This is a genomic window from Allobosea sp. GW823-FHT02B03 (assembly GCF_058797755.1).
On sequence record NZ_JBXAJY010000007.1, the window covers coordinates 232514 to 252989 of the forward strand.

The 20476-nt window shown below is 67.4% G+C and carries 20 protein-coding genes; 10 read left to right on the forward strand and 10 right to left on the reverse strand.

Features of this window, described 5'->3' with window-relative positions; translation table 11 throughout:
- The first annotated feature begins 184 nt into the window (after positions 1–184).
- Complete coding sequence (locus tag AC1REK_RS23935; protein ID WP_492269680.1) at positions 185–1417, forward strand: argininosuccinate synthase; 1233 nt, start codon at positions 185–187, stop codon at positions 1415–1417.
- 96 nt (positions 1418–1513) lie between these two features.
- On the opposite strand, the gene AC1REK_RS23940 is transcribed toward AC1REK_RS23935, so the two are convergent.
- Both AC1REK_RS23940 and AC1REK_RS23945 read right to left on the reverse strand, forming a co-directional pair.
- Positions 1514–3367, reverse strand: a complete 1854-nt coding sequence (locus AC1REK_RS23940; protein WP_492269829.1) for a potassium transporter Kup — start codon at positions 3365–3367, stop codon at positions 1514–1516.
- Between the two features lie 443 nt (positions 3368–3810).
- Positions 3811–4233, reverse strand: a complete 423-nt coding sequence (locus tag AC1REK_RS23945) for a hypothetical protein (RefSeq protein ID WP_492269679.1) — start codon at positions 4231–4233, stop codon at positions 3811–3813.
- A gap of 135 nt (positions 4234–4368) precedes the next feature.
- Between AC1REK_RS23945 and AC1REK_RS23950 the strand changes: the two genes are divergently transcribed.
- Both AC1REK_RS23950 and AC1REK_RS23955 read left to right on the forward strand, forming a co-directional pair.
- Positions 4369–5178: a helix-turn-helix domain-containing protein gene (locus AC1REK_RS23950; RefSeq protein WP_492269678.1), complete on the forward strand. Its 810-nt coding sequence runs from the start codon at positions 4369–4371 to the stop codon at positions 5176–5178.
- A 112-nt stretch (positions 5179–5290) separates the two neighbouring features.
- On the forward strand, positions 5291–5482 hold the full coding sequence (locus AC1REK_RS23955) for a CsbD family protein (protein WP_038118553.1): 192 nt from the start codon (positions 5291–5293) through the stop codon (positions 5480–5482).
- Positions 5483–5564: 82 nt separating this feature from the next.
- Here the strand turns inward: AC1REK_RS23955 and dnaJ are convergent, their stop codons facing one another.
- Entirely contained in the window at positions 5565–6695 is a 1131-nt protein-coding gene (gene dnaJ, locus AC1REK_RS23960; RefSeq protein WP_327520488.1) for a molecular chaperone DnaJ, read from the reverse strand.
- Between the two features lie 130 nt (positions 6696–6825).
- Positions 6826–8751: a molecular chaperone DnaK gene (gene dnaK / locus AC1REK_RS23965; RefSeq protein ID WP_327520487.1), complete on the reverse strand. Its 1926-nt coding sequence runs from the start codon at positions 8749–8751 to the stop codon at positions 6826–6828.
- A gap of 448 nt (positions 8752–9199) precedes the next feature.
- Here dnaK and AC1REK_RS23970 point away from each other — a divergent pair, with 448 nt between their 5' ends.
- Positions 9200–10096: a hypothetical protein gene (locus tag AC1REK_RS23970; protein ID WP_327520486.1), complete on the forward strand. Its 897-nt coding sequence runs from the start codon at positions 9200–9202 to the stop codon at positions 10094–10096.
- Between the two features lie 11 nt (positions 10097–10107).
- Here the strand turns inward: AC1REK_RS23970 and AC1REK_RS23975 are convergent, their stop codons facing one another.
- The gene (locus AC1REK_RS23975; protein WP_492269677.1) at positions 10108–11094 is read right to left on the reverse strand and encodes a methylated-DNA--[protein]-cysteine S-methyltransferase; all 987 of its coding nucleotides are present in this window, start codon (positions 11092–11094) and stop codon (positions 10108–10110) included.
- Between the two features lie 116 nt (positions 11095–11210).
- On the opposite strand from AC1REK_RS23975, the gene AC1REK_RS23980 reads away from it, so the two are divergent.
- Positions 11211–11813: a class I SAM-dependent DNA methyltransferase gene (locus AC1REK_RS23980; RefSeq protein WP_492269676.1), complete on the forward strand. Its 603-nt coding sequence runs from the start codon at positions 11211–11213 to the stop codon at positions 11811–11813.
- A gap of 4 nt (positions 11814–11817) precedes the next feature.
- Here the strand turns inward: AC1REK_RS23980 and AC1REK_RS23985 are convergent, their stop codons facing one another.
- Positions 11818–12339, reverse strand: coding sequence for a hypothetical protein (locus AC1REK_RS23985; protein WP_492269675.1), 522 nt, complete (start codon positions 12337–12339; stop codon positions 11818–11820).
- A gap of 5 nt (positions 12340–12344) precedes the next feature.
- The gene (locus AC1REK_RS23990; protein WP_492269674.1) at positions 12345–12884 is read right to left on the reverse strand and encodes a DUF2244 domain-containing protein; all 540 of its coding nucleotides are present in this window, start codon (positions 12882–12884) and stop codon (positions 12345–12347) included.
- A 20-nt stretch (positions 12885–12904) separates the two neighbouring features.
- Here AC1REK_RS23990 and nth point away from each other — a divergent pair, with 20 nt between their 5' ends.
- On the forward strand, positions 12905–13606 hold the full coding sequence (nth, locus tag AC1REK_RS23995; RefSeq protein ID WP_492269673.1) for an endonuclease III: 702 nt from the start codon (positions 12905–12907) through the stop codon (positions 13604–13606).
- A gap of 4 nt (positions 13607–13610) precedes the next feature.
- Here nth and AC1REK_RS24000 read toward each other — a convergent pair whose 3' ends face one another.
- Both AC1REK_RS24000 and AC1REK_RS24005 read right to left on the reverse strand, forming a co-directional pair.
- Positions 13611–14564 (reverse strand): Bug family tripartite tricarboxylate transporter substrate binding protein, encoded by a 954-nt coding sequence (locus AC1REK_RS24000; RefSeq protein WP_492269672.1) that lies wholly within the window; start codon positions 14562–14564, stop codon positions 13611–13613.
- Positions 14530–15732 (reverse strand): 4-oxalomesaconate tautomerase, encoded by a 1203-nt coding sequence (locus AC1REK_RS24005; protein WP_492269671.1) that lies wholly within the window; start codon positions 15730–15732, stop codon positions 14530–14532. The genes AC1REK_RS24000 and AC1REK_RS24005 overlap by 35 nt, the downstream gene beginning before the upstream one ends.
- A gap of 86 nt (positions 15733–15818) precedes the next feature.
- On the opposite strand from AC1REK_RS24005, the gene AC1REK_RS24010 reads away from it, so the two are divergent.
- Positions 15819–16733, forward strand: a complete 915-nt coding sequence (locus tag AC1REK_RS24010; RefSeq protein ID WP_327520478.1) for a LysR family transcriptional regulator — start codon at positions 15819–15821, stop codon at positions 16731–16733.
- A gap of 6 nt (positions 16734–16739) precedes the next feature.
- Here the strand turns inward: AC1REK_RS24010 and AC1REK_RS24015 are convergent, their stop codons facing one another.
- Positions 16740–17537: an undecaprenyl-diphosphate phosphatase gene (locus AC1REK_RS24015; protein ID WP_316016287.1), complete on the reverse strand. Its 798-nt coding sequence runs from the start codon at positions 17535–17537 to the stop codon at positions 16740–16742.
- Between the two features lie 243 nt (positions 17538–17780).
- Between AC1REK_RS24015 and AC1REK_RS24020 the strand changes: the two genes are divergently transcribed.
- Genes AC1REK_RS24020 through AC1REK_RS24030 form a run of 3 tightly spaced genes read left to right on the forward strand, consistent with a single transcriptional unit; the run spans position 17781 to position 20472 of the window.
- Positions 17781–18473, forward strand: a complete 693-nt coding sequence (locus AC1REK_RS24020; RefSeq protein WP_316016288.1) for a glutathione S-transferase family protein — start codon at positions 17781–17783, stop codon at positions 18471–18473.
- The gene (gene queG, locus AC1REK_RS24025) at positions 18371–19609 is read left to right on the forward strand and encodes a tRNA epoxyqueuosine(34) reductase QueG (protein ID WP_492269670.1); all 1239 of its coding nucleotides are present in this window, start codon (positions 18371–18373) and stop codon (positions 19607–19609) included. The genes AC1REK_RS24020 and queG overlap by 103 nt, the downstream gene beginning before the upstream one ends.
- Complete coding sequence (locus AC1REK_RS24030; RefSeq protein WP_492269669.1) at positions 19606–20472, forward strand: SDR family oxidoreductase; 867 nt, start codon at positions 19606–19608, stop codon at positions 20470–20472. The genes queG and AC1REK_RS24030 overlap by 4 nt, the downstream gene beginning before the upstream one ends.
- The last annotated feature ends 4 nt before the right edge of the window (positions 20473–20476 follow it).

Sequence of the window (20476 nt, forward strand, 5' to 3'; positions counted from 1 at the left end):
GCCCGGTTCAGGCGCCCTTGCGACGATCCATCACCGGAAGACGCCGCATCGATCAGAAGGTTCCGATTGCGTCGCCCTTAGCCCTGCGATAGTGCGCCCTTACGTCCGAAATGCGGCCGTCAGAACCGCATCCGTCTCTCAGGCATGAGCGGGGCTCATGCAGCCGCAGCAGGAAGATCAGCCTATGGCCGACAAGCGCGTGAACAAGGTCGTGCTCGCCTATTCCGGGGGCCTCGACACCTCGATCATCCTGAAATGGCTGCAGACCACCTACAACTGCGAGGTCGTCACCTTCACCGCCGATCTCGGCCAGGGCGAAGAGCTCGGCCCGGCGCGCGACAAGGCGCTGCTGCTCGGCATCAAGCCCGAGAACATCTTCATCGAGGACCTGCGCGAGGAATTCGTGCGCGACTACGTCTTCCCGATGTTCCGCGCCAATGCCGCCTATGAGGGCGTCTATCTGCTGGGAACCTCGATCGCGCGGCCGCTGATCGGCAAGAAGCTGATCGAGATCGCCGAAAAGGTCGGCGCCGACGCCGTCTCGCACGGCGCCACCGGCAAGGGCAACGACCAGGTCCGTTTCGAGCTGACCGCCTATGCGCTGAAGCCCGACGTGCATGTGATCGCGCCCTGGCGCGAATGGGACCTGCGCTCGCGCGAGCAGCTGATCGCCTTCGCCGAGCAGCACCAGATCCCGATCGCCAAGGACAAGCGCGGCGAGGCGCCGTTCTCGGTCGATGCCAACCTGCTGCACGCCTCCTCCGAGGGTAAGGTGCTGGAGGATCCGGCCGTCGAAGTGCCGGACTATGTCTACTCGCGCACGATCTCGCCGGAGGACGCGCCGGACAAGCCAACCGTGATCACCATCGACTTCGAGCAGGGCGATGCGGTCGCGATCGACGGCCAGAAGCTCTCGCCGGCGACGCTGCTGGCCAAGCTCAACGAGCTCGGCCGCGACAACGGCATCGGCCGGCTCGATCTGGTCGAGAACCGCTTCGTCGGCATGAAGAGCCGCGGCATGTACGAGACGCCCGGCGGCACGATCCTGCTCTCGGCGCACCGCGCCATCGAGTCGATCACGCTCGACCGCGGCGCCGCCCATCTCAAGGACCAGCTCATGCCGCAATATGCCGAGCTGATCTATAACGGCTTCTGGTTCTCGCCGGAGCGCGAGATGCTGCAGGTGCTGATCGACAAGAGCCAGGAGTTCGTCACCGGCCAGGTGCGCCTGAAGCTCTACAAGGGGGGGGTCCACGTCATCGGCCGTTCGAGCCCGTATTCGCTCTACGACCAGGACCTCGTCACCTTCGAGGAAGGCGCCGTCGCCTACGACCACCGCGACGCCGCGGGCTTCATCAAGCTCAATGCGCTGCGCCTGCGCACGCTCGGCCAGCGCAAGAAGAAGCTCGGCCTCTGATATCACCCAACTAAAAAACGCTGGTCATCCCGGGTCTCCCTTCGGTCGCCCGGGATGACCGGCGCTTTTATGGCCGGAGAGGCCGCGGCAGGGCGATCAGATCTCGATCTCGACCCCGACCTCGACGACCTGCTTGGCCGGAATATGGAAATGCGCGGCGGAACGCTCGGCGTTGCGCTGCATGAAGGCGAAGAGCGCCTCGCGCCACATCGCCATGCCCGCGATCTCCTCGCGCGGAATGACCGTCTCGCGGCCGATATAATACGACATCCCAGCGAGATCGACGCCAGGCAGCAGGCCGCGCTCGACGCCGCAGCGCAAACCGTCCGGGATGCGTGGCGTCTCCATGAAGCCGAAATGGATGATCACGCGCGTGACGCTGGGCGCGAGCTCGACCAGCTCGATCCGGTTCTCATCGGAGACGCGCGGAATCTCCTCGAGCTTGCCGGTCACCAGCAGAATGCGTTCGTGCAAAGCGTGGTTGTGGCGGACGAAATGCGTCAACGAGATCGGCAGCCCACGCGCGGCCGAGGCCAGGAAGGCGGCCGTCCCCGGCAGTCGCAGCGGCGGATTCGTCGCCAGCATGTCCAGGAACCCCTTCTCCGGCTCGCGCTGGCGCGCGCGCGCCGCCTCCACCAAAGCGAGGCCACGCCGCCAGGTCAGCATGATCATCGTCAGCACCAGGGCCAACAGCAGCGGGTACCAGCCGCCCTCGTGCAGTTTCGGCAGGTTCGCCGAGAAGAAGGCGAGGTCGATCAGCAGGAAGAAGCCGTTGACCGCCACGACGAGGATCGGGTTGTAGCCCCATTTCAGCGCGATCAGCGCCGCCAGCCCAGTGGTGATGGCCATCAGCAGCGAGACGGCGATGCCATAGGCGCCGGCCAGCGCGTCGGAGGAGCGAAACATGAAGACCGAGGTGAGGGTCGCCAGGCAGATCATCCAGTTGACGATCGGGATGTAGATCTGCCCCTTCTGGTCATCCGCCGTATGCTGGATGTGGATGGCGGGGAAGAGGCCGAGCTGCACGGCCTGCCGGGTCAGCGAGAAGGCGCCGGTGATCACCGCTTGCGAGGCGATGACGGCGGCCGCCGTCGCGAAGAACACCATGGGATAGTGCGCCCAGTCCGGGGCGAGCTGATAGAACGGGTTGGCGATCGCCTCGGGATGGCTCAGCAGCAGGCCGCCCTGACCGAAATAATTGAGCATCAGCGCCGGTAGCACGACGACAAACCAGGCGATGCGGATCGGCATCGGGCCGAAATGGCCCATATCCGCATACATCGCCTCGCCGCCGGTCACGGCCAGGAAGGTGGCGCCCAGCACGGCGAAGCCGATGATCGGGGCGGTGTGGGTGATGAAGTAGAGCGCGTTGAACGGGTTGATCGCAGCCAGGATGTCCGGCGCCATCAGGATGCCCCGGATGCCAAGCAGCGCGAGAGCGATGAACCAGAGCAGCATGATCGGCCCGAACAGCTTGCCGATGAAGCCGGTGCCCTTGCTCTGCACGAGGAAGACGCCGATCAGGATCATCGCGGTCAGCGGAACGATGGCCGGCGCCAGGAACGGTGCATCGACCTTGAGGCCTTCGATCGCGCTCAGCACGGAAATCGCCGGCGTGATGGCGCCGTCGCCATAGAGCAGCGCGGCGCCGACGAGACCCACCACCAGCACATAGGCCCGTGCCGAGCCCGGCTTGGCGTGGCGTGCCTTGAGCAGGGCCAGCATCGCCATGATGCCGCCTTCGCCGCGATTGTCGGCGCGCATGATCAGCAGCGAATATTTGAGCGAGATGACGAGGATCAACGCCCACAGGATCATCGAGACGCAACCTACGACCGCGGCCGGCTGCAAGGTCCCGCCGGCGCTCGCGGCACGGGCGGCCTCCTTGAGCGCATAGAGCGGGCTGGTGCCGATATCGCCGTAGACGACGCCGAGGGCGCCGAGCGTCAGGGCAGGGACGGAGCCATGCTGCTCACCATGAGACGGCGAGCTGCTCTGTGACAGAACCCCTTGGGTCATGCGCCACTCTCCCGCTTTTGTGGGAGTAGCGCATGCGCCGGTCGCGACAGCAAGATGCCTGTCGGCTGATGCTCCTTCCAGCAAGGCGAGCCGTCATTCCCGCCGCAGCGAACCCGCGTAGCGCCGGGATGACGAGGCCGCTTGGTGCAGCTGGAGATGGAGCCCGCCGGCCCTGTCTTGCAGGCCTACTTTCCGAGCTTGCCGAAGGCGAAGAACTGGGTCTCGCCGGAGGAAGGCACGGATCCTGTTCCGCGAAGGCTGGAAAGGCAACGGACCTTCCGGCTAGTCAGCGCAGACGACAGTTTCGTGACAGCGGAAACGACGGCGCCCCGCCGCGGCGTCAAGCCGACGGCGGGGCCCCTGCAGCACAGGCATCAGAGCCGGGCGGCACCGGGCTGGACCTCTTCGGCCAGCGACTTCTTCAGCCCGATCACCTCGAGCTCCGTGACGACGGCGACGACCGCTGCCTGAGCCAGGACGAACGCGATACCGAGCGCCGTCGGCTGGAACCAGCCCGCGACCAGGATGAGGATACTGTCGGCGACCCAGAGGATGTTGATGCCGATCACTGCGTAGACGGCAAGGCGCGGCAGGCGCACCCGGCTGGCGAGGAAGGCGAGCGCCGCGGCGCAGGGCAGCAGTACGAGGCCGGCGCCACGCAGGAACTCAGCCGGGAAGCCGAGCAGGCCGGCAAGCGCTCCGGCACCGAAGCTGAGCAGCAGGCCGGTGGCGGCACAGGCGGCGGCATCGAGGGCAAGGACGTTGCGCAGGAAGCTGGAGGGCTGGATGAAGGCCATGGCTGTTCTCCGGTTTTGGGGCCCGTATCGAACGGGGCCGTTGCTGATGGAGGCCATGCTGCCGACGAGCCGGGCGGCGGTCGATTAAGCCGGAGGTAATTGGAAGCCGGCCCGGCCGGCGCTAGCTTGCCTCACATGAACAAGCACCAGCAGCCCACGGTCGGGCATCTCATCCGCGACTGGCGTCAGCTTCGCCGGCTCAGCCAGCTCGATCTCGCCCTCGAGGCCGAGATCTCCCAGAAGCATCTCAGCTTCATCGAAAGCGGCCGCTCGGCGCCGAGCCGGGACATGGTCCTGCATCTCGCCGAGAATCTCGGCGTGCCCCTGCGCGAGCGCAATGCCCTCCTGCTCGCCGCCGGCTATGCGCCGGTCTATCTCGAACGCTCGCTCGAAGATCCCAGCCTGCAGGCGGCCCGCAGCGCGATCGATCTCCTGCTGAAGGGGCACGAGCCCTATCCGGCGCTGGCGGTCGACCGGCACTGGACGCTGCTCGCCGCCAATGCCGCCGTGGCGCCGCTGCTCGCAGGCGTGATCGAAGCGGAGTTGCTACGGCCGCCGGTCAATGTGCTCAGGCTCAGCCTGCATCCCGGCGGCCTCGCACCGGCGATCGTCAACTTCGCCGAATGGCGCGGCCATTTGATCGCCCGGCTGCGCCAGCAGATCCGCGCTACGGCCGACCCGACACTCGCCGAACTGCTGACGGAACTGCTGAGCTATCCGACGCCGGAAGCACCCGCGCGCAGGGGGAAGGCCAGCGAGGAGAACGAGCCGCCGGTGGTCGTGCCGCTGCAGATGCGCTTCGGCGACAGCGTCCTGTCGCTAATCTCGGCGACGACCGTGTTCGGCACGCCGGTCGACGTCACCTTGTCGGAACTGGCGCTGGAGACCTTCTTCCCGGCGGATCAGGCGACGGCGGAAGCGCTGAGGGCGATCGCCGGTTCTTAACCGACGCATCGGCGCGCGCAAGCGTCGTTGCGTCCCGGGAACCTTCCTCGCGTCCGGCCGTTCATTGGGCATCGCCGCTGCGGCGGCACGTGTTCAAGTGAGGAAACGACCCATGGGCAGCACCGCCGACAAGATCAAGGGCATGGCCAACGAGGCCGCCGGCAACGTCAAGCAGGCCGCCGGCAAGGCGCTGAACAAGCCCGGGCTGCAGGCCGAAGGCATTGCGCAGGAGCGCAAGGGCGAAGCCCAGCAGGCCGTCGGCAAGGCCAAGGATGCGGTCAAGAAAGTGATCGACAAGGCCTGACCGTAGGTCCGGTCCCGATCGACAGGGCGGGCACCGAAAGGTGGCCCGCCCTTTTCCGTTCCGGAACCAAATTCTCCGGAGATCAGGCGGCGCCGCCGAGCCCGCCGAGGAAGTCCTTGACCCGGCCGAAGAAGCCGGCGCTTTCCGGATGGGTCGCGCCGGAGCTCTCGCGCTCGAATTCGAGCAGAAGCTCGCGCTGGCGGGCGGTGAGCTTCTGCGGCGTCTCGACCAGGACCTGGATGTAGAGGTCGCCGGAATCACGCGAGCGCAGCACGCTCATGCCCTTGCCCTTCAGGCGGAACTGTTTGCCGGTCTGCGTTCCCTCGGGAATCTTTACCCTGGCTTTCTCGCCGTTCAGCGTCGGCACCTCGATCTCGCCGCCAAGCGCCGCCGAGGTCAGGCCGATCGGCACGCGGCAGAACAGATCGGCGCCGTCGCGCTGGAAGATCGCGTGCGGCTTGATCGAGAGGAAGATGTAGAGGTCGCCCGCAGGACCGCCGCGCAGGCCGGCCTCCCCTTCGCCGGCGAGGCGGATGCGCGTGCCGTCCTCGACACCGGCCGGGATGTTGACCGAAAGCGTGCGCTCGCGGGTGACACGGCCGGAGCCATGGCAGCCATTGCAGGGATCGTCGATGACCTCGCCGCGACCGCCGCAGGTCGGGCAGGTGCGTTCGACCGAGAAGAAGCCCTGATTGGCGCGGACCCGGCCATGACCACCGCAGGTCGGGCATTGCCGCGACTTCGAGCCGGTCTTGGCGCCGGTACCGGAGCAGACCTCGCAGACCACGGAAGTCGGCACGCGAATGGTCGCGTTCTTGCCGGCATAGGCCTCTTCAAGGCCGATCTCGAGATTGTAGCGTAGGTCGGCGCCGCGTTCGCGGGCGTTGGCGCCGCGCGGGCCGCCGCGGCCGCGCCCTTCGCCGAAGAAGGATTCGAAGATGTCCGACATGAAATCGGACATGTCGGCCGGGCCGCCACCGCCGCCCTGCTCGAAGGCCTGATGGCCATAGCGGTCATAGGCGCCGCGCTTCTGCCCGTCGGAAAGAACCTGATAGGCCTCGTTCAATTCCTTGAACTTGGTCTCAGCCGCCTTGTCGCCGGGGTGCCGGTCGGGGTGGCACTGCATGGCGAGCTTGCGAAAGGCGCTTTTCAGCTCCGCATCGCTCGCGGTCTTCTGCACGCCGAGAATTTCGTAATAGTCGCGCTTGGACATCAAACAGCCGCCCTTTCGCCCTCCTGCGCGTCACCGCACAGGAGGGCGAGCTTTTCCTTCAGGGGCCATTCCGCGAATGCAATGGCCGGGTCAAGCCCGGCCATCACATTCCTCAGGATGGCGAACGCGCTCAGGCGCTCTTCTTCTTGTCGCCCTTGTCGTCGCTGACGTCCTTGAAGTCGGCGTCGATGACGTCGTCCTTCTTGGCGTCGGCGTCGTCGGCAGCGCCTTCGGCGGCACCGGCCTCGGCCTGGCTGGCGGCGTACATCGCCTCGCCAAGCTTCATCGAAGCCTGCATCAGGTCGGTGGTGCGCGAGGCGATCGCCTCGGCGTCCTCACCGGCCAGCGCCGTCTTCAGCGCGTCGAGCGCGGTCTCGATCGCGGTCTTGTCGGCCGCCGAAACCTTGTCGCCATAATCCTTCAGCGACTTCTCGGTCGAGTGCACGAGGCTCTCGGCCTGGTTCTTGGCCTCAACCAGCTCGCGGCGCTTCTTGTCCTCGGCGGCGTTGGACTCGGCATCCTTCACCATCTTCTGGATCTCGGCCTCGGACAGACCGCCGGAAGCCTGGATGCGGATCTGCTGCTCCTTGCTTGTCGCCTTGTCCTTGGCGGTGACCGAGACGATGCCGTTGGCGTCGATGTCGAAGGTCACCTCGATCTGCGGCATGCCGCGCGGGGACGGCGGAATGCCCATCAGGTCGAACTGGCCGAGCATCTTGTTGTCGGCCGCCATTTCGCGCTCGCCCTGGAAGACCCGGATCGTCACCGCCTGCTGATTGTCCTCGGCAGTGGAGAAGACCTGGCTCTTCTTGGTCGGGATCGTGGTGTTGCGGTCAATCAGGCGCGTGAACACGCCGCCCAGCGTCTCGATGCCGAGCGAAAGCGGGGTCACGTCGAGCAGCAGCACGTCCTTGACGTCGCCCTGCAGCACGCCGGCCTGGACCGCGGCGCCGATGGCGACGACCTCGTCCGGGTTGACGCCCTTGTGGGGCTCCTTGCCGAAGAACTGCTTCACGACTTCCTGGACCTTCGGCATGCGGGTCATGCCGCCGACCAGGACGACCTCGTCGATGTCACCGGCGGTGAGGCCGGCATCCTTGAGGGCCTTGCGGCAGGGCTCGATGGTGCGCTGCACGAGATCGTCGACCAGGCTCTCGAACTTGGCGCGCGAGAGCTTGATGGCGAGGTGCTTCGGACCCGAGGCATCGGCCGTGATGTAGGGCAGGTTGATCTCGGTCTGGGCCGTGGTCGAGAGCTCGATCTTGGCCTTCTCCGCAGCCTCCTTCAGGCGCTGCAGGGCGAGCTTGTCCTTCTTCAGGTCGATGCCCTGCTCGCGCTTGAACTCGTCCGCCAGGTACTCGACCAGGCGCATGTCGAAGTCCTCGCCGCCGAGGAAGGTGTCGCCATTGGTCGACTTCACCTCGAAGACGCCGTCGCCGATCTCGAGGATCGAGACGTCGAAGGTGCCGCCGCCGAGGTCATAGACCGCGATGGTGCCCGAGGACTTCTTGTCGAGGCCGTAGGCGAGCGCGGCCGCGGTCGGCTCGTTGATGATGCGCAGCACCTCGAGGCCGGCGATGCGGCCGGCATCCTTGGTGGCCTGACGCTGGGCGTCGTTGAAGTAGGCGGGAACGGTGATGACCGCCTGCGTGACCGGCTGGCCGAGATAGGCCTCCGCGGTCTCCTTCATCTTCGTCAGCGTGAAGGCGGAGATCTGCGAGGGCGAGTAGTCCTTGCCGTCAGCCTCGACCCAGGCGTCGCCCGAGGGGGCCTTCTTGATCTTGTAGGGGACGAGATCGATGTCCTTCTTGGTCATCGGATCGTCGAAGGTGCGCCCGATCAGGCGCTTGATGGCGAAGAAGGTGCGCTCCGGATTGGTGACGGCCTGGCGCTTGGCCGGCTGGCCGACAAGACGCTCGCCGTCATCCGTGATGGCGACGATGGAAGGCGTGGTGCGCGCGCCCTCCGAATTCTCGATGACCTTGGGCGTCGAGCCTTCCATCACTGCAACGCAGGAATTGGTCGTGCCGAGGTCGATACCGATAACTTTACCCATGGAAGGGATCCCTTTCGATTTAGCAGATCGCCGGAACGCCGCGCCGTGACGCGGCCCTCCGGCCCATGGTCCCGCCCCGTCCCCACCTTCTGCGGCGAACGAATGCGGGATATCCACGTCTGGCAGGCGTTTCCGGATCCGAGGGCTGATGCCCCGGCCCGGCCACCGTCCGCCGGTTCAACAAAGCGAACCGGGAATCCGCCAAGAGCTTGGGAGCCATGGCATTCCGGTTCCGGCAGTGGCGAAAACCACCGCTTCGCGGCGTATATAGGGAGGGTGCCGCCCCCCTTGCAAGGCGCGAAGCCGGATTAAGAAGCAAGTCCCAGCGTAGCCCGCACAGTATTCGGGGCTCCGCATGATTAACGCATGGTGTTGCTCCCGCGCCCTTGCGCGCAGAGCCTCACCATTCCATGCAGAAAGACCACCTTTCGCCGGAGAAGGAACAGCCGTGACGCCGACCTGCCGCCCCGCTGCAAGCCGCCTCGTCGCCACCGGCGCCGCGCTGGCCTGGCTCGGCTGCACGGCAATGGCGCAGCCGCTGCAACTGCCCGGCGCGCAACCCTTCAATGCGCCCGGCACGCAACAATCGGCGCCGGCCTCGGCCGCTCCTTCAGCCCCCCGGCCGCGCACCATGCCGGCGATCAGGATTCCCGGCGAGGATTCGCTGCTCGGCAAGACGGTGCGGCGCAATGGCGGTGCCGGCGAGGCGACGCTGGAGAAGACCGCGACCGGCTTCGGGCTGAAACTGCGTGCGGAAGGCTTCCAGGCCCAGAACCTGGTCGAGCCCTGCGCCATCTCCTTCGGCGAGACCCCGGTGCCGCTGACGTCGCTCGGCAAGCCCGCCGGCCTGCCGCGCTACAAGCTCGAGGCCTCGGCCTGCCCGATCGTGTTCGATGTGCTGGAAGGCGGCTTCCTCGTGGTCGAGCCGGCCGAGCCCTGCGTGATCGAGGCGGCTCAGTGCCGGATCGACCCGCGCGGCGTCTGGGGTCCCGATGCGCGCACGCTCGTGGCGCGGGCCAAGGAGATCGAGGCCGAGCGCGGCAAGGCCGAGAACGCCGTGCGCGAAGGCTACAGGGCGCTGTCGGCCAAAGCCGAACTGCCGGAGCAGCGCAGCATCGCCCGCGAGCAGGCCGCCTTCTCCTCCGAGCGCGCCCAGATCTGCCGCGACTTCCAGAGCGAGGGCAGCCACAGCTTCTGTGGCGCCCGCATCACCGAGGCGCGCGCCGCCTCGATCCGCGCGCGGCTCGGCCTGCCCGAGCCCAAGCCGGAAGCGGCCAAGCCTGCTCGCCCGGCGACGGCGAGGCGCGCACCGGCCGCCACGCCGCCCGCCCCGGTCTCGCAGTAGCGCCTCCGCCCTCAGGCGGCTTGGCCGCCCGAGAGCTGCCCCGCTTCCCAGCCGAGGATGGCGCGCTTGCGCGTCAGCCCCCAATGGTAGCCGGTAAGTGCGCCGGACTTGCCGATCACGCGATGGCAGGGCACGACGAAGGAGATCGGGTTCTTGCCGACCGCTGCACCGACGGCTCGGGCCGCCGAGGGCTTGCCGATATGGCCTGCGACATCGCCATAGGTGGTGGCGCAGCCGACCGGGATCTTCAGCAGCGTCTCCCAGACACGGACCTCGAAGTCGGTGCCGATCAGGACGACGCGCAGCGGCGTCTGCGGCGACCAGCGCTCCGGCTCGAAGATGCGCCCGGCATAGGGCTTGGTCGCCTGCGGATCGAAGCGGTAATCGGCATGCGGCCAGCGCCGCATCATGTCGGCCAGCGCCTCGGCCCGGCCGCCCACGACCTTGCCGCCATCCTGGCCGTTCGAGACCCAGCCAAGCCCGGCAAGGCCGCGCTCGGTGACCACGATCAGCGCCTCGCCGAAGGGCGAGGCATGGAAGCCGTAGGAGAGCCGAAGCCCCTCGCCGCCGGTCTTCCATTCGCCCGGCGACATCGCCTCATGACTGACGAAGAGGTCGTGCAGCCGGCCGGGGCCGGAGAGGCCGACCTCGTAGCTGGTGTCGAGGATGCTGGCGGAGGAGGCCAGCAGCCCCTTGGCGTTGTCGAGCGTGATCGCCTGCAGGAAAGCCTTCGGCGTCAGCCCGCACCAGCGCCGGAACAGGTGATGGACGTCGGTCGGGGTCGCGCCGGCGGCTTCCGCGATCGCCTCGATCGTCGGCTGCTGACGCCAGTTGTTGGTGATGTAGGCGAGGATGCGGCGCACCGTGTCGTAGTCGGAGCCGGGCGCGGCCGCCGGGAAATCAGCCTCCGAGGGGATCGCCTCGGCTGCGCGGGCGAGCACGGCATTGGAAAGGTTGATCGGTTTCATCGCAGTTCGGAAGCCGGGGTGAGCGTTCATCGTTCTGTCCTCGCGATCTGATCTCATGGTCGCGAAGCTAGTCCTGTCAGCATGCGTCTCCCACCCGAAAGCTGACAAGCTCGTCTTCTCTGCGCGGCGCGCTTAGAATTCCAGGGATGACCGATTCCGCCGACGCCATCATCGCGCTCTATCAGCGTCATGCCACCGCCTATGACCGGCAGCGCGGCCGCAAGCTGATGGAGGCACGCTGGCTCGACCGTTTCCTGTCGCTGCTGCCGGCGGCGCCTTCCGTTCTCGACATCGGCTGCGGCATGGGCGAGCCGATTGCGCGGCACCTTATCGAGCGCGGCTGCGCGGTGACCGGCGTCGATTCCTCCGAACCGCTGATCGGGCTCTGTCGCGAACGCTTTCCGCAGCACTCCTGGCAGGTCGCCGACATGCGCAGTCTCGCGCTCGGCAGGCGCTTCGACGGGCTGATCGCCTGGGACAGCTTCTTCCATCTTCGCCAGGCCGACCAGCGCCTGATGTTCCCGCGCTTCCGTGAGCATGCGGCCGAGGGCGCCGCCCTGCTCTTCACCAGCGGGCCCGGCCATGGCGAGGCGGTTGGTACTTTCGAGGGCGAGCCGCTCTACCATGCCAGCCTCGCCCCGGAGGAATACCGGCGCCTGCTCGACGAGAACGGCTTTGCCGTCGTCGACCATGTCGTCGAGGATGCGGCCTGCGGCGGCCATACGGTCTGGCTGGCGCAGCGGCGCTGACGCCTCAGGCGAGGATCGGGCCAGAAACGAAACGCCGCAGCTTCTCGCGGGTCAGGCGCTGGTTGTTGCGCTGCCATTCGTCATTGGTGGCGAAAACCGGCGAGGTCTCGTCCCAGCCGCTGCAGCTATAATCCGACTGCTCGGCGAAGAAGGCGGCGAAATCCTCCTTAGCGGTCCACTCGGCGATCGCATTTCCGGCATGATGACCGTCGAGGATATCGCAAAGCTTGATCCCGGCCTGCGTTCGAATCAGGCCATGGCCGCAGAAATCGCGATGGAACTCATGGATCAGGCCGCGTTCGACCGGGTGCTGCATCACCCTGTCCCAGACCTCCCCGGCCAGCACCGGCCCGAACAGGGAATGATCGAGCCGATCGCGCAATTTGAGCGCATAGGCACGGCGCGAGGCCTCCCCGCCGTCCTGCGGCGGCAGCTTTCCGCGGGGACCACGATTGGCGCGAATGGCTGCCACCAGCACGAAGACGATCACCCCGAGCGCGATCAACGGGATGATCGTCGCCGCCATGCGCGTCAGACGGGTTCGTAATCGGGCCCGCGCCGGGCTTTCGTCAGGGCGGCCGAGAGTGCCGAAGCGAAGCCTTCGCGCTCCTGCGGCGACAGGGCCGCGGCGAGCGCAACCTTGCGGCCGCGCGAGACGAGCGCCAGGCGCATCAGCCCGTAATCCTCGTCATGTTCGCGCTCCAGCTTCGTCCAGGCCGGATTGGAGCGCCAGACTGCTTCCTTGCCGCGATGGGAGACCTGGCGCAGCACGATTTCGAGGGGCGTCACCACGATGCGCTCGAAGGCGCGCGCGGTGTTGAAATTGACCTTGAAGGCGATGAACAGTGCCAGGATATCGAGGCCGAAGAAGCCGGCGACGGGCCAGGCGCCCAGCAGGACGAAAGGCACCGACGCGACGATGCTGGTCAGGCAGACCAGGGTCATCACGAGCCGGAACCCGCTTTGGCCGAGCGAGCGATGCGGCGTGATCGTCGCGTCGAAGACAGGCCGCTCCGCCACGGCGCCGAAGGCCGCAGCCGCGCTCTCGGGATCGGGCTTGCTCAAGCTCATCCTGCGATTATAACGCCGCCATGAGCGAAGCGAACAGGGGCCAGCAGCGCACGCCGGCGCGCAAGCGGATCACGAATCCGAAGCCCCGCAGCGCCGCCGAAATCCGCGAGATCTTCACGCGCTTCCGCACGGCAAGGCCGGAGCCGAAAGGCGAGCTCGATTATGTCAACGCCTTCACGTTGCTGGTCGCGGTCCTGCTCTCGGCGCAGGCGACCGATGCCGGGGTCAACAAGGCGACGAAGCGGCTGTTCGAACTCGCGGACACGCCCGAGAAAATGCTGGCGCTCGGCGAGGACCAGGTGCGCGAGCTGGTCAAGACGATCGGGCTCTACCGCACCAAGGCGAAGAACGTCATCGCGCTCTGCGAGAAGCTGATCGCCGAATTCGGCAGCGCCGTGCCGACCACGCGCGAGGCGCTGGAGAGCCTGCCGGGCGTCGGCCGCAAGACCGCCAACGTCGTGCTCAACATCGCCTTCGGCGAGATCACCCACGCGGTCGACACCCATGTCTTCCGCGTCGCCAACCGCCTGCGCATCGCGCCGGGCAAGAACGTGCTGCAGGTCGAGCTCGGCCTGGAGAAGGCGATTCCGCCCGAGTTTGGCCGGCATGCCCATCACTGGCTGATCCTGCACGGGCGCTATACCTGCAAGGCCCTGCGCCCGGCCTGCGAAAGCTGCATCGTCTCCGATCTCTGCGACTCCGCGGACAAGCGGATCGCCTGAAGCCTCAATTGATCGCGAGACGGGCCTCGCGGATGATCCCGGCCCAGCGACGCGATTCCGCCTCCATCATCGTCGCGAACTCCTCGGGCGCATTGCCGATCGGCTCGGCGCCTTCGTTCTGCAGGCGCTCGCGGATCAGCGCGCTGTTGATCGTCTCGACGGTCGCGTTCCGCAGCCTGGCAGCGACCTCCTTCGGCGTCCCCTTCGGCACGACGAAGCCATACCAGGCGGTCGCCTCGTAGTTCGGCCACCCGCTCTCGGCCACCGAAGGCACTTCGGGGAAGAGCTTGGCCCGGGCCCTGCCGGTCACCGCCAGCGCCCTGACCTTGCCGCCCTCGATCAGGCCGAGCACCGAAGGGACGGTGGTGACCATGAAATCGGAATTGCCGGCGAGCAGATCGGTCAAGGCAGGACCTGCGCCGCGATAAGGCACATGCACCGCGTTGAACTGCGCCGTCTGGGCCAAGAGCACGGTGGCAAGATGACTGGCCGAGCCGTTGCCGGCAGAGCCATAGGTCAGCTTGCCCGGGTTCTTCTGCGCCTGGCCGACGAGCTCGGCCAGCGACTTGTGCGGCGAGCCAGCCGCGACCACGACCACCAGCGGCGCGGCCGAGATCAGGGTCAGCGGGTCGAAGGCGGACAAGGGATCGACCCGGACGTTCTTGAACAGATGCGGGTTGACCACCATCGGCCCCTGATTGGCCATCAGCACCGTGTAGCCATCGGCCGGGGACGAGGCCGCCTGCGCCGTCGCGAGATTGCCGCCCGCCGAGCCGTTGTTCTCGACGACCAGCGACTGGCCGAGCCGCTCGCCGACGCCCTGGGCGACGAGCCGCGCGATCGCATCGGTGCCTCCGCCGGCGGCATAGGGCACGAGCAGCCGCATCGGCCGCTCGGGGAAGACCGCCTGCGCGGCCGCGGCCTCAGACAGGCAGGTGCCGGCCGCGAGGCTCGCCATTAAGGTACAGAATTGACGGCGCGTCGTGGTCATGGCTGCGATTTCCTCCCGTTTCCGCCCTCTCTGCAAGCGCGAACATCGCGTTGGCGGGGACGATTACGTTTCCTTCGAAGATGCGGCGCGCGGTCCGAATGAGGCTCGCACGCACGATCTCGCCGGCTTCGTCCAGCGCGAGATCGACCTGGATGGTGCCGCTCGGATGCTCGATCGTGACGAGCGAACCCGGATGCGGCGAAAGCACCTCCTGGGCGACGCTGCCGGCGAGCCTGCTCGCCGCGGCGATGCAGAGCGCTCCGGTCACAGCGTGGCTGCGATGGCAGCGGTCCGGCGTGAAATAGCGCGATGTCAGGCTGCCGCTGTCGCGGGCGGGCGAAAGCAGCCCGATCTTGGGCAGGACATGGCCGGCGACATCGCCGAGGCCCATGCGCCGGCCGGCCTCGCGGCGGATCGTTTCGAGACGCGCCAGCAGATAGTCATCGGCATCGAGTTCGGCCGGCGTCTCGTCGCCCGCAAGACCGAAGTCGATGGCCCGCAGCAACAGCATCGGCGTAGCGTAGTCGACCAGGGTGACCGGGACGCCGTCGATGGTCTCACGGACCTTGCCGCTCGGCAGGAGCGCGCCGGTCTTGGAACCGACGGCGCGCAGGAAGTTGAGCTTCACCGCGGCCGCCGTGCCGGCGACGCCGTCGATGGCGGTCGTACCGTCATATTCGACGATGCCACCGGGGGTGCTGACCAGAGCCTCGACCAGCGCTCCGGTATTGCTGTTGTAGACGCGTACCGGCGTCTCGCCTTCCCGGGCAGGGACGAGCCCGGCCTCGATCGCGAAGGGGCCGACGGCGGCCAGCATGTTGCCGCAGTTCGGACCGAGATCCACCAGTGCGCGGTCGACCGCGACCTGAGCGAAGAGATAATCGACATCGGCATCGGCCCGGGCCGAGCGACTGACGATCGCAACCTTGCTGGTCAGCGAATTGCCGCCGCCGAGCCCGTCGAGCTGCAGCATATGCGGCGAGCCCATCACCGCGAGCAGGACGCCAGCGCGAGCCGCCGGCTCCGCCGGCAGATCCGCTGCGAGGAAGAACGGGCCGCGCGAGGTGCCGCCGCGCATCAGCACGCAGGGGATGCGCAGGGGCTTGGCGTGCTGAAGCTGGAAGGGAGCGGACAAGGGCGAGCCCCGGCAATTGCGATGCCTCTGTCATCCCAAATCCGATAACCGCTGTGAAATGCAGAGATCGGCGCTATTGATACGTTATGAGCATCAATTTCGAAGCACTGGACCTGCGCGCCTTCGTCGCCGTGGTCGAGCTCGGCGGCTTCCACCGGGCGGCCGAAGCCCTGAACATGTCGCAACCGGCGCTGAGCCGGCGGATCCAGCGGCTCGAAGCGGCGGTCGGCGCCGCCCTGCTCGAGCGGACGACGCGACGCGTGGCGCTGACCATGGTGGGGCGCGAGATGCTGCCGCTGGTCCGTCGCATGCTCGACGAATTCGACAGCTCGATCTTCGCGATGCGCGATCTCGGCAGCCGACGCGCCGGGCAGATCGCGCTGGCCTGCATCCCCACCGCGGCCTTCTACTTCCTGCCCTCGGTGATCGCGCGCTTCAGCGAGCAATACCCCAACATCCGCTTCCGGATCCTCGATCTCTCGGCGAATGACGGGCTCGAGGCGGTGGCGCGCGGCGAGGTCGAATTCGGTATCAATCTGCTCGGCGGCTCCGATGCCGAACTCACCTTCGAGCCGTTGCTGGAGGACCCGTTCGTGCTGGCCTGCCGACGCGACCATGCACTCGCCGACCGGCCTGCGCTGGCCTGGGCCGATCTCGAGGGCCATCCGCTGGTCACGGTCAGCCGGGCGAGCGGCAATCGCGCCATCCTGGATTCAGCCCTGGTGAAGGTCGGGGTCAGGCTCGACTGGTCGTTCGAGGTCACGCACCTCTCGACCTCGCTTGGCCTGGTCGAGGCCGGGCTCGGCATCTCGGTGCTGCCGCGGCTGGCGACACCCGGCCAGGATCACCCGACCATCGCGACGCGGGCGATCCGCGATCCCGAGATCTCGCGCACAATCGGTGTGGTCAGGCGGCGCGGCGTCAGGCTGGCACCGGCGGCCGAGCGTTTCCTGGAAATGCTGCTCGGGACCTGGCGCGGCCCCGTGCCGGCCCCAGCGTGACCTGCCTCAGCCGAAGACCCAGAGCCCGGCGAGCCCGGCCGAGCCGACGACGATCCGCCACCAGGCGAAGGGCGTGAAGCCGCGCTTCGAGACGAAATCGAGGAAGGAGCGGACAACGATCAGCGCCGAGATGAAGGCAGTGACGAAGCCGATGCCGATCAGCAGCGTGTCGCTGGCGGTGAGCTCCTTGTAGTTCTTCATCAGATCGTAGGTGAAGGCGCCGGCCATGGTCGGCATGGCCAGGAAGAAGGAGAATTCCGCCGCGGCGCGCTTGTCCGCCCCGAGCAGCATCGCCCCGACAATGGTCGAGCCCGAGCGCGAGACGCCCGGGATCATGGCGAGGCACTGGATCAGGCCGATCTTGAAATACATCGCCAGCGGGAAGGCGGTGGCGTCATGATGCTTCACCTCGAGCTCCAGCTCGTCGACGACGAGCAGGACCAGCCCGCCGGCGATCAAGGTGGTGCAGACCAGGAAGGGGTTGAACAGCACGCCCTTGATGAAGCCATGGGCGAGCGCGCCGATCACCGCCGCCGGCAGGAACGCGACGAGCACGCCGAGCACGAAGCGGCGCGCCGCCGGGTCGGTGCGCAGGCGCAGGGCGATGTCGAGCAGGCGGCGGAAATAGACCAAGAGGATCGCCAGGATCGCGCCGAGCTGGACCAGGATCTCGAAGGATTTGCCCTTGGATTCGAAGCCGAGGAAATGGCCGAGCAGGAGCAGGTGCCCGGTCGAGGAGACCGGCAGAAATTCGGTCAGCCCCTCGACGACGCCGAGGATGGCGGCCACCAACAGGTCACTCATCGGAAGGTCCTTCTCAGCCGGCAGGCGCGGCGCAACCATGCGGCGCCGCGGGCGTTAAAGCTATGGCGCAGGCTCTTTGCGAATTGGTTACCAATTGGCGAAGGAAAAGCGCCGATTCCGCCGCATAGCCGATAGCCGGGTTGTTAGCCACCGCAGCCGAGCCTATACGGATTTTGCCTCCGCAAGGCCCGCGACCGCGCTTCAGGTCGCATTTCCAGCCCAATTCTCCGTTTCAAGCAACCGATGGCCACGCTTCATCATTATCCGCTCTGTCCCCATTCGCGCTTCGTCCGGCTGGTGCTGGGCGAGTTCGGCCTTGATGCCGCAATGGTCGAGGAGCGGATATGGGAGCGCCGTCGCGAGTTCCTCGAGCTCAATCCGGCCGGCACGACGCCGGTACTGCGCGAGGATAGCGGGCTCGTCATCCCCGGTGCCGGGCCGATCGCCGAATATCTCGACGAAACGCGCGGACTAGCCCTCGGCGAGCGCCGCCTGCTGCCGGAGGGACCCGGCGAGCGCATCGAGGTGCGCCGGCTGCTCGACTGGTTCAACATCAAGTTCAACGAGGAAATCACCGCTCCGCTCGTGCTGGAGAAGGTGATGAAGCGCTTCATGAGCCGCGACGAGGGCGGCGGCCCGCCGGAAATGAGCGCGATCCGTGCCGCCCGCGGAAATGTCCGCTATCATCTGCGCTATATCGCCTGGCTGACGGCAAAGCGGAACTGGCTCGCAGGCTCGGTTCTGAGCTATGCCGATCTCGCCGCCGCGGCGCATCTCTCCTGCGTCGACTATCTCGGCGACGTGCCCTGGGAAGAGGATGAGGCCGCCCGCGCATGGTACGCCATGATCAAGTCCAGACCGAGCTTCCGGCCGCTGCTCAGCGACCGGATTCCGGGCATGGCGCCGGCAGCCCATTACGACGACCTGGACTTCTGAGCGGCGAGAAGCTCAAGGCCATCGTGCTGGCCCGGGCGGAAAGCGAGGGCTTTTCGGCGGTGCGCGTCGCCTCCGTCGATTCGATCCCGCAGGCGCCGGCGCGCCTCGCCGGCTGGCTCGACGCCGGCAACCATGGCGACATGGCCTGGATGACCGAACGCACCGCCGAGCGGGCCGCGCCGGGCGTGCTCTGGCCCGAGGCCCGCTCCGTCGTGATGCTCGGCATGAGCTATGCCGGTGAAGGCGATCCGCTCGCAGTGCTGGGACAGCGCGACCGCGGCGCGATCTCGCTCTATGCCCGTCGGCGCGACTATCACGACGTCATCAAGGGCAAGCTGAAGAGCGTTGCCGGCGTGCTCGCGGCGCGCGGCGAGGTCGACGTCAAGGTCTTCGTCGACACCGCGCCGGTGATGGAGAAGCCGCTGGCGGAAGCCGCGGGGCTCGGCTGGCAGGGCAAACACACCGTGCTGGTCTCGCGCACACACGGCTCCTGGCTCTTCCTGGGAGCGATCTACACCACCGCCGAACTGCCGCCCGACGCGCCCGAGCGCGACCATTGTGGCTCCTGCACACGCTGCCTCGACATCTGCCCGACCGCGGCCTTCCCCGCCCCCTACCAGCTCGATGCGCGGCGTTGCATCGCCTATCTGACGATCGAGCATCAGGGGCATATCGCGACCGAATTCCGCGAAGGCATCGGCAACCGCATCTTCGGCTGCGACGATTGCCTCGCAGTCTGCCCATGGAACAAGTTCGCTCAGGCGGCACAGGAAACCCGCCTCGCGCTCAGGGATGAGCTCGACGCTCTGCCGCTCGCCGAACTCGCCATGCTGGACGATGCCACCTTCCGGAAGCGCTTTGCCGGCACGCCGGTGAAGCGGACCGGCCGCGACCGCTTCATCCGCAACGTGCTGATCGCGATCGGCAACAGCGGCGAGCCGGCGCTGGCGGCGAGCGCCGAGGCGCTCATCGACGACCCCTCGCCGCTGGTGCGGGCGATGGCGGCCTGGGCGCTGCTGCGCCTCGCCCCGGAGCGGGCAGCGGCACTCGCGCCGGGCAGGCTCGCCTGCGAGCCCGATGCCGATGTCCGGGCCGAATGGGCAAGTCCCGATCTCAGAAAGCTGGAACCTGCATGAAGCTCGTCATCCTCGGCCTCGGCTATTCCGCCGGCTTCTTCGCGCGCGCCGCGCTGGCGCAAGGCTGGGAGGTCACCGGCACGGTGCGGTCGGCCGAGAAGGCAGCGAGCCTCAGCCGCGACGGCCTGCGCACGCTCGTCTTCGGTGGCTTCGCGGTGTCCTCGCCGCTGGCCGCCGCGCTCGCGGAAGCCGATGCCGTGCTCGTCTCGGTCCAGCCCGACGAGGAGGGCGACCCCGTACTGCGGACGTTGGCCGACAGGCTCGCGGCGGCCCCCAATCTGCGCTGGATCGGCTATCTCTCGACGATCGGCGTCTATGGCGACCATGGTGGCGCCTGGATCGACGAGACTGCCGAAGCGCGGCCGACCAGCCGGCGCTCGCGCCAGCGCCTCGACATCGAGCGCGATTGGCTCTCTCTGGGCGAGCGCAGCGGCAAGCCGGTGCAGATCTTCCGGCTCTCCGGCATCTATGGGCCGAGCCGCAACGCCATCACCAAATTGCGCGCCGGCACCGCAAACCGGCTGATCAAGCCCGGCCAGGTCTTCAACCGCATCCATGTCGACGACATCGCCGGGGTGCTGCTGGCCTCGCTCGGCAAGCCGCAGCCCGGCGCGATCTACAACGTCACCGACGACGAGCCGGCGCCGCCGCAGGACGTGATCAGCTTCGCTGCCGAACTCGCCGGGCTGGCGCCACCGCCGGAAACGCCCTTCGATCCGGCCAAGCTCTCGCCAATGGCGGCAAGCTTCTATGGCGAGAACAAGCGGGTCTCGAACGCGCTGGTGAAACGCGAACTCGGCTACAGCTTCCGTTATCCGGAGTACCGCCAGGCGCTGCGCGACCTCGCGGCGAACGGTGAATAGAATC

Coding starts and splice junctions, on each gene's coding strand:
- AC1REK_RS24010 (WP_327520478.1), top strand. CDS start 15,819: ATGAGCATCAATTTCGAAGCACTGGACCTGCGCGCCTTCGTCGCCGTG.
- AC1REK_RS23955 (WP_038118553.1), top strand. CDS start 5,291: ATGGGCAGCACCGCCGACAAGATCAAGGGCATGGCCAACGAGGCCGCC.
- AC1REK_RS23985 (WP_492269675.1), bottom strand. CDS start 12,339: ATGGCGGCGACGATCATCCCGTTGATCGCGCTCGGGGTGATCGTCTTC.
- AC1REK_RS23935 (WP_492269680.1), top strand. CDS start 185: ATGGCCGACAAGCGCGTGAACAAGGTCGTGCTCGCCTATTCCGGGGGC.
- AC1REK_RS24020 (WP_316016288.1), top strand. CDS start 17,781: ATGGCCACGCTTCATCATTATCCGCTCTGTCCCCATTCGCGCTTCGTC.
- AC1REK_RS24000 (WP_492269672.1), bottom strand. CDS start 14,564: ATGGCGAGCCTCGCGGCCGGCACCTGCCTGTCTGAGGCCGCGGCCGCG.
- AC1REK_RS23980 (WP_492269676.1), top strand. CDS start 11,211: ATGACCGATTCCGCCGACGCCATCATCGCGCTCTATCAGCGTCATGCC.
- queG (WP_492269670.1), top strand. CDS start 18,371: ATGGTACGCCATGATCAAGTCCAGACCGAGCTTCCGGCCGCTGCTCAG.
- AC1REK_RS23950 (WP_492269678.1), top strand. CDS start 4,369: ATGAACAAGCACCAGCAGCCCACGGTCGGGCATCTCATCCGCGACTGG.
- AC1REK_RS24015 (WP_316016287.1), bottom strand. CDS start 17,537: ATGAGTGACCTGTTGGTGGCCGCCATCCTCGGCGTCGTCGAGGGGCTG.
- dnaK (WP_327520487.1), bottom strand. CDS start 8,751: ATGGGTAAAGTTATCGGTATCGACCTCGGCACGACCAATTCCTGCGTT.
- AC1REK_RS23975 (WP_492269677.1), bottom strand. CDS start 11,094: ATGAACGCTCACCCCGGCTTCCGAACTGCGATGAAACCGATCAACCTT.
- nth (WP_492269673.1), top strand. CDS start 12,905: ATGAGCGAAGCGAACAGGGGCCAGCAGCGCACGCCGGCGCGCAAGCGG.
- AC1REK_RS24030 (WP_492269669.1), top strand. CDS start 19,606: ATGAAGCTCGTCATCCTCGGCCTCGGCTATTCCGCCGGCTTCTTCGCG.
- AC1REK_RS23945 (WP_492269679.1), bottom strand. CDS start 4,233: ATGGCCTTCATCCAGCCCTCCAGCTTCCTGCGCAACGTCCTTGCCCTC.
- AC1REK_RS23990 (WP_492269674.1), bottom strand. CDS start 12,884: ATGAGCTTGAGCAAGCCCGATCCCGAGAGCGCGGCTGCGGCCTTCGGC.
- dnaJ (WP_327520488.1), bottom strand. CDS start 6,695: ATGTCCAAGCGCGACTATTACGAAATTCTCGGCGTGCAGAAGACCGCG.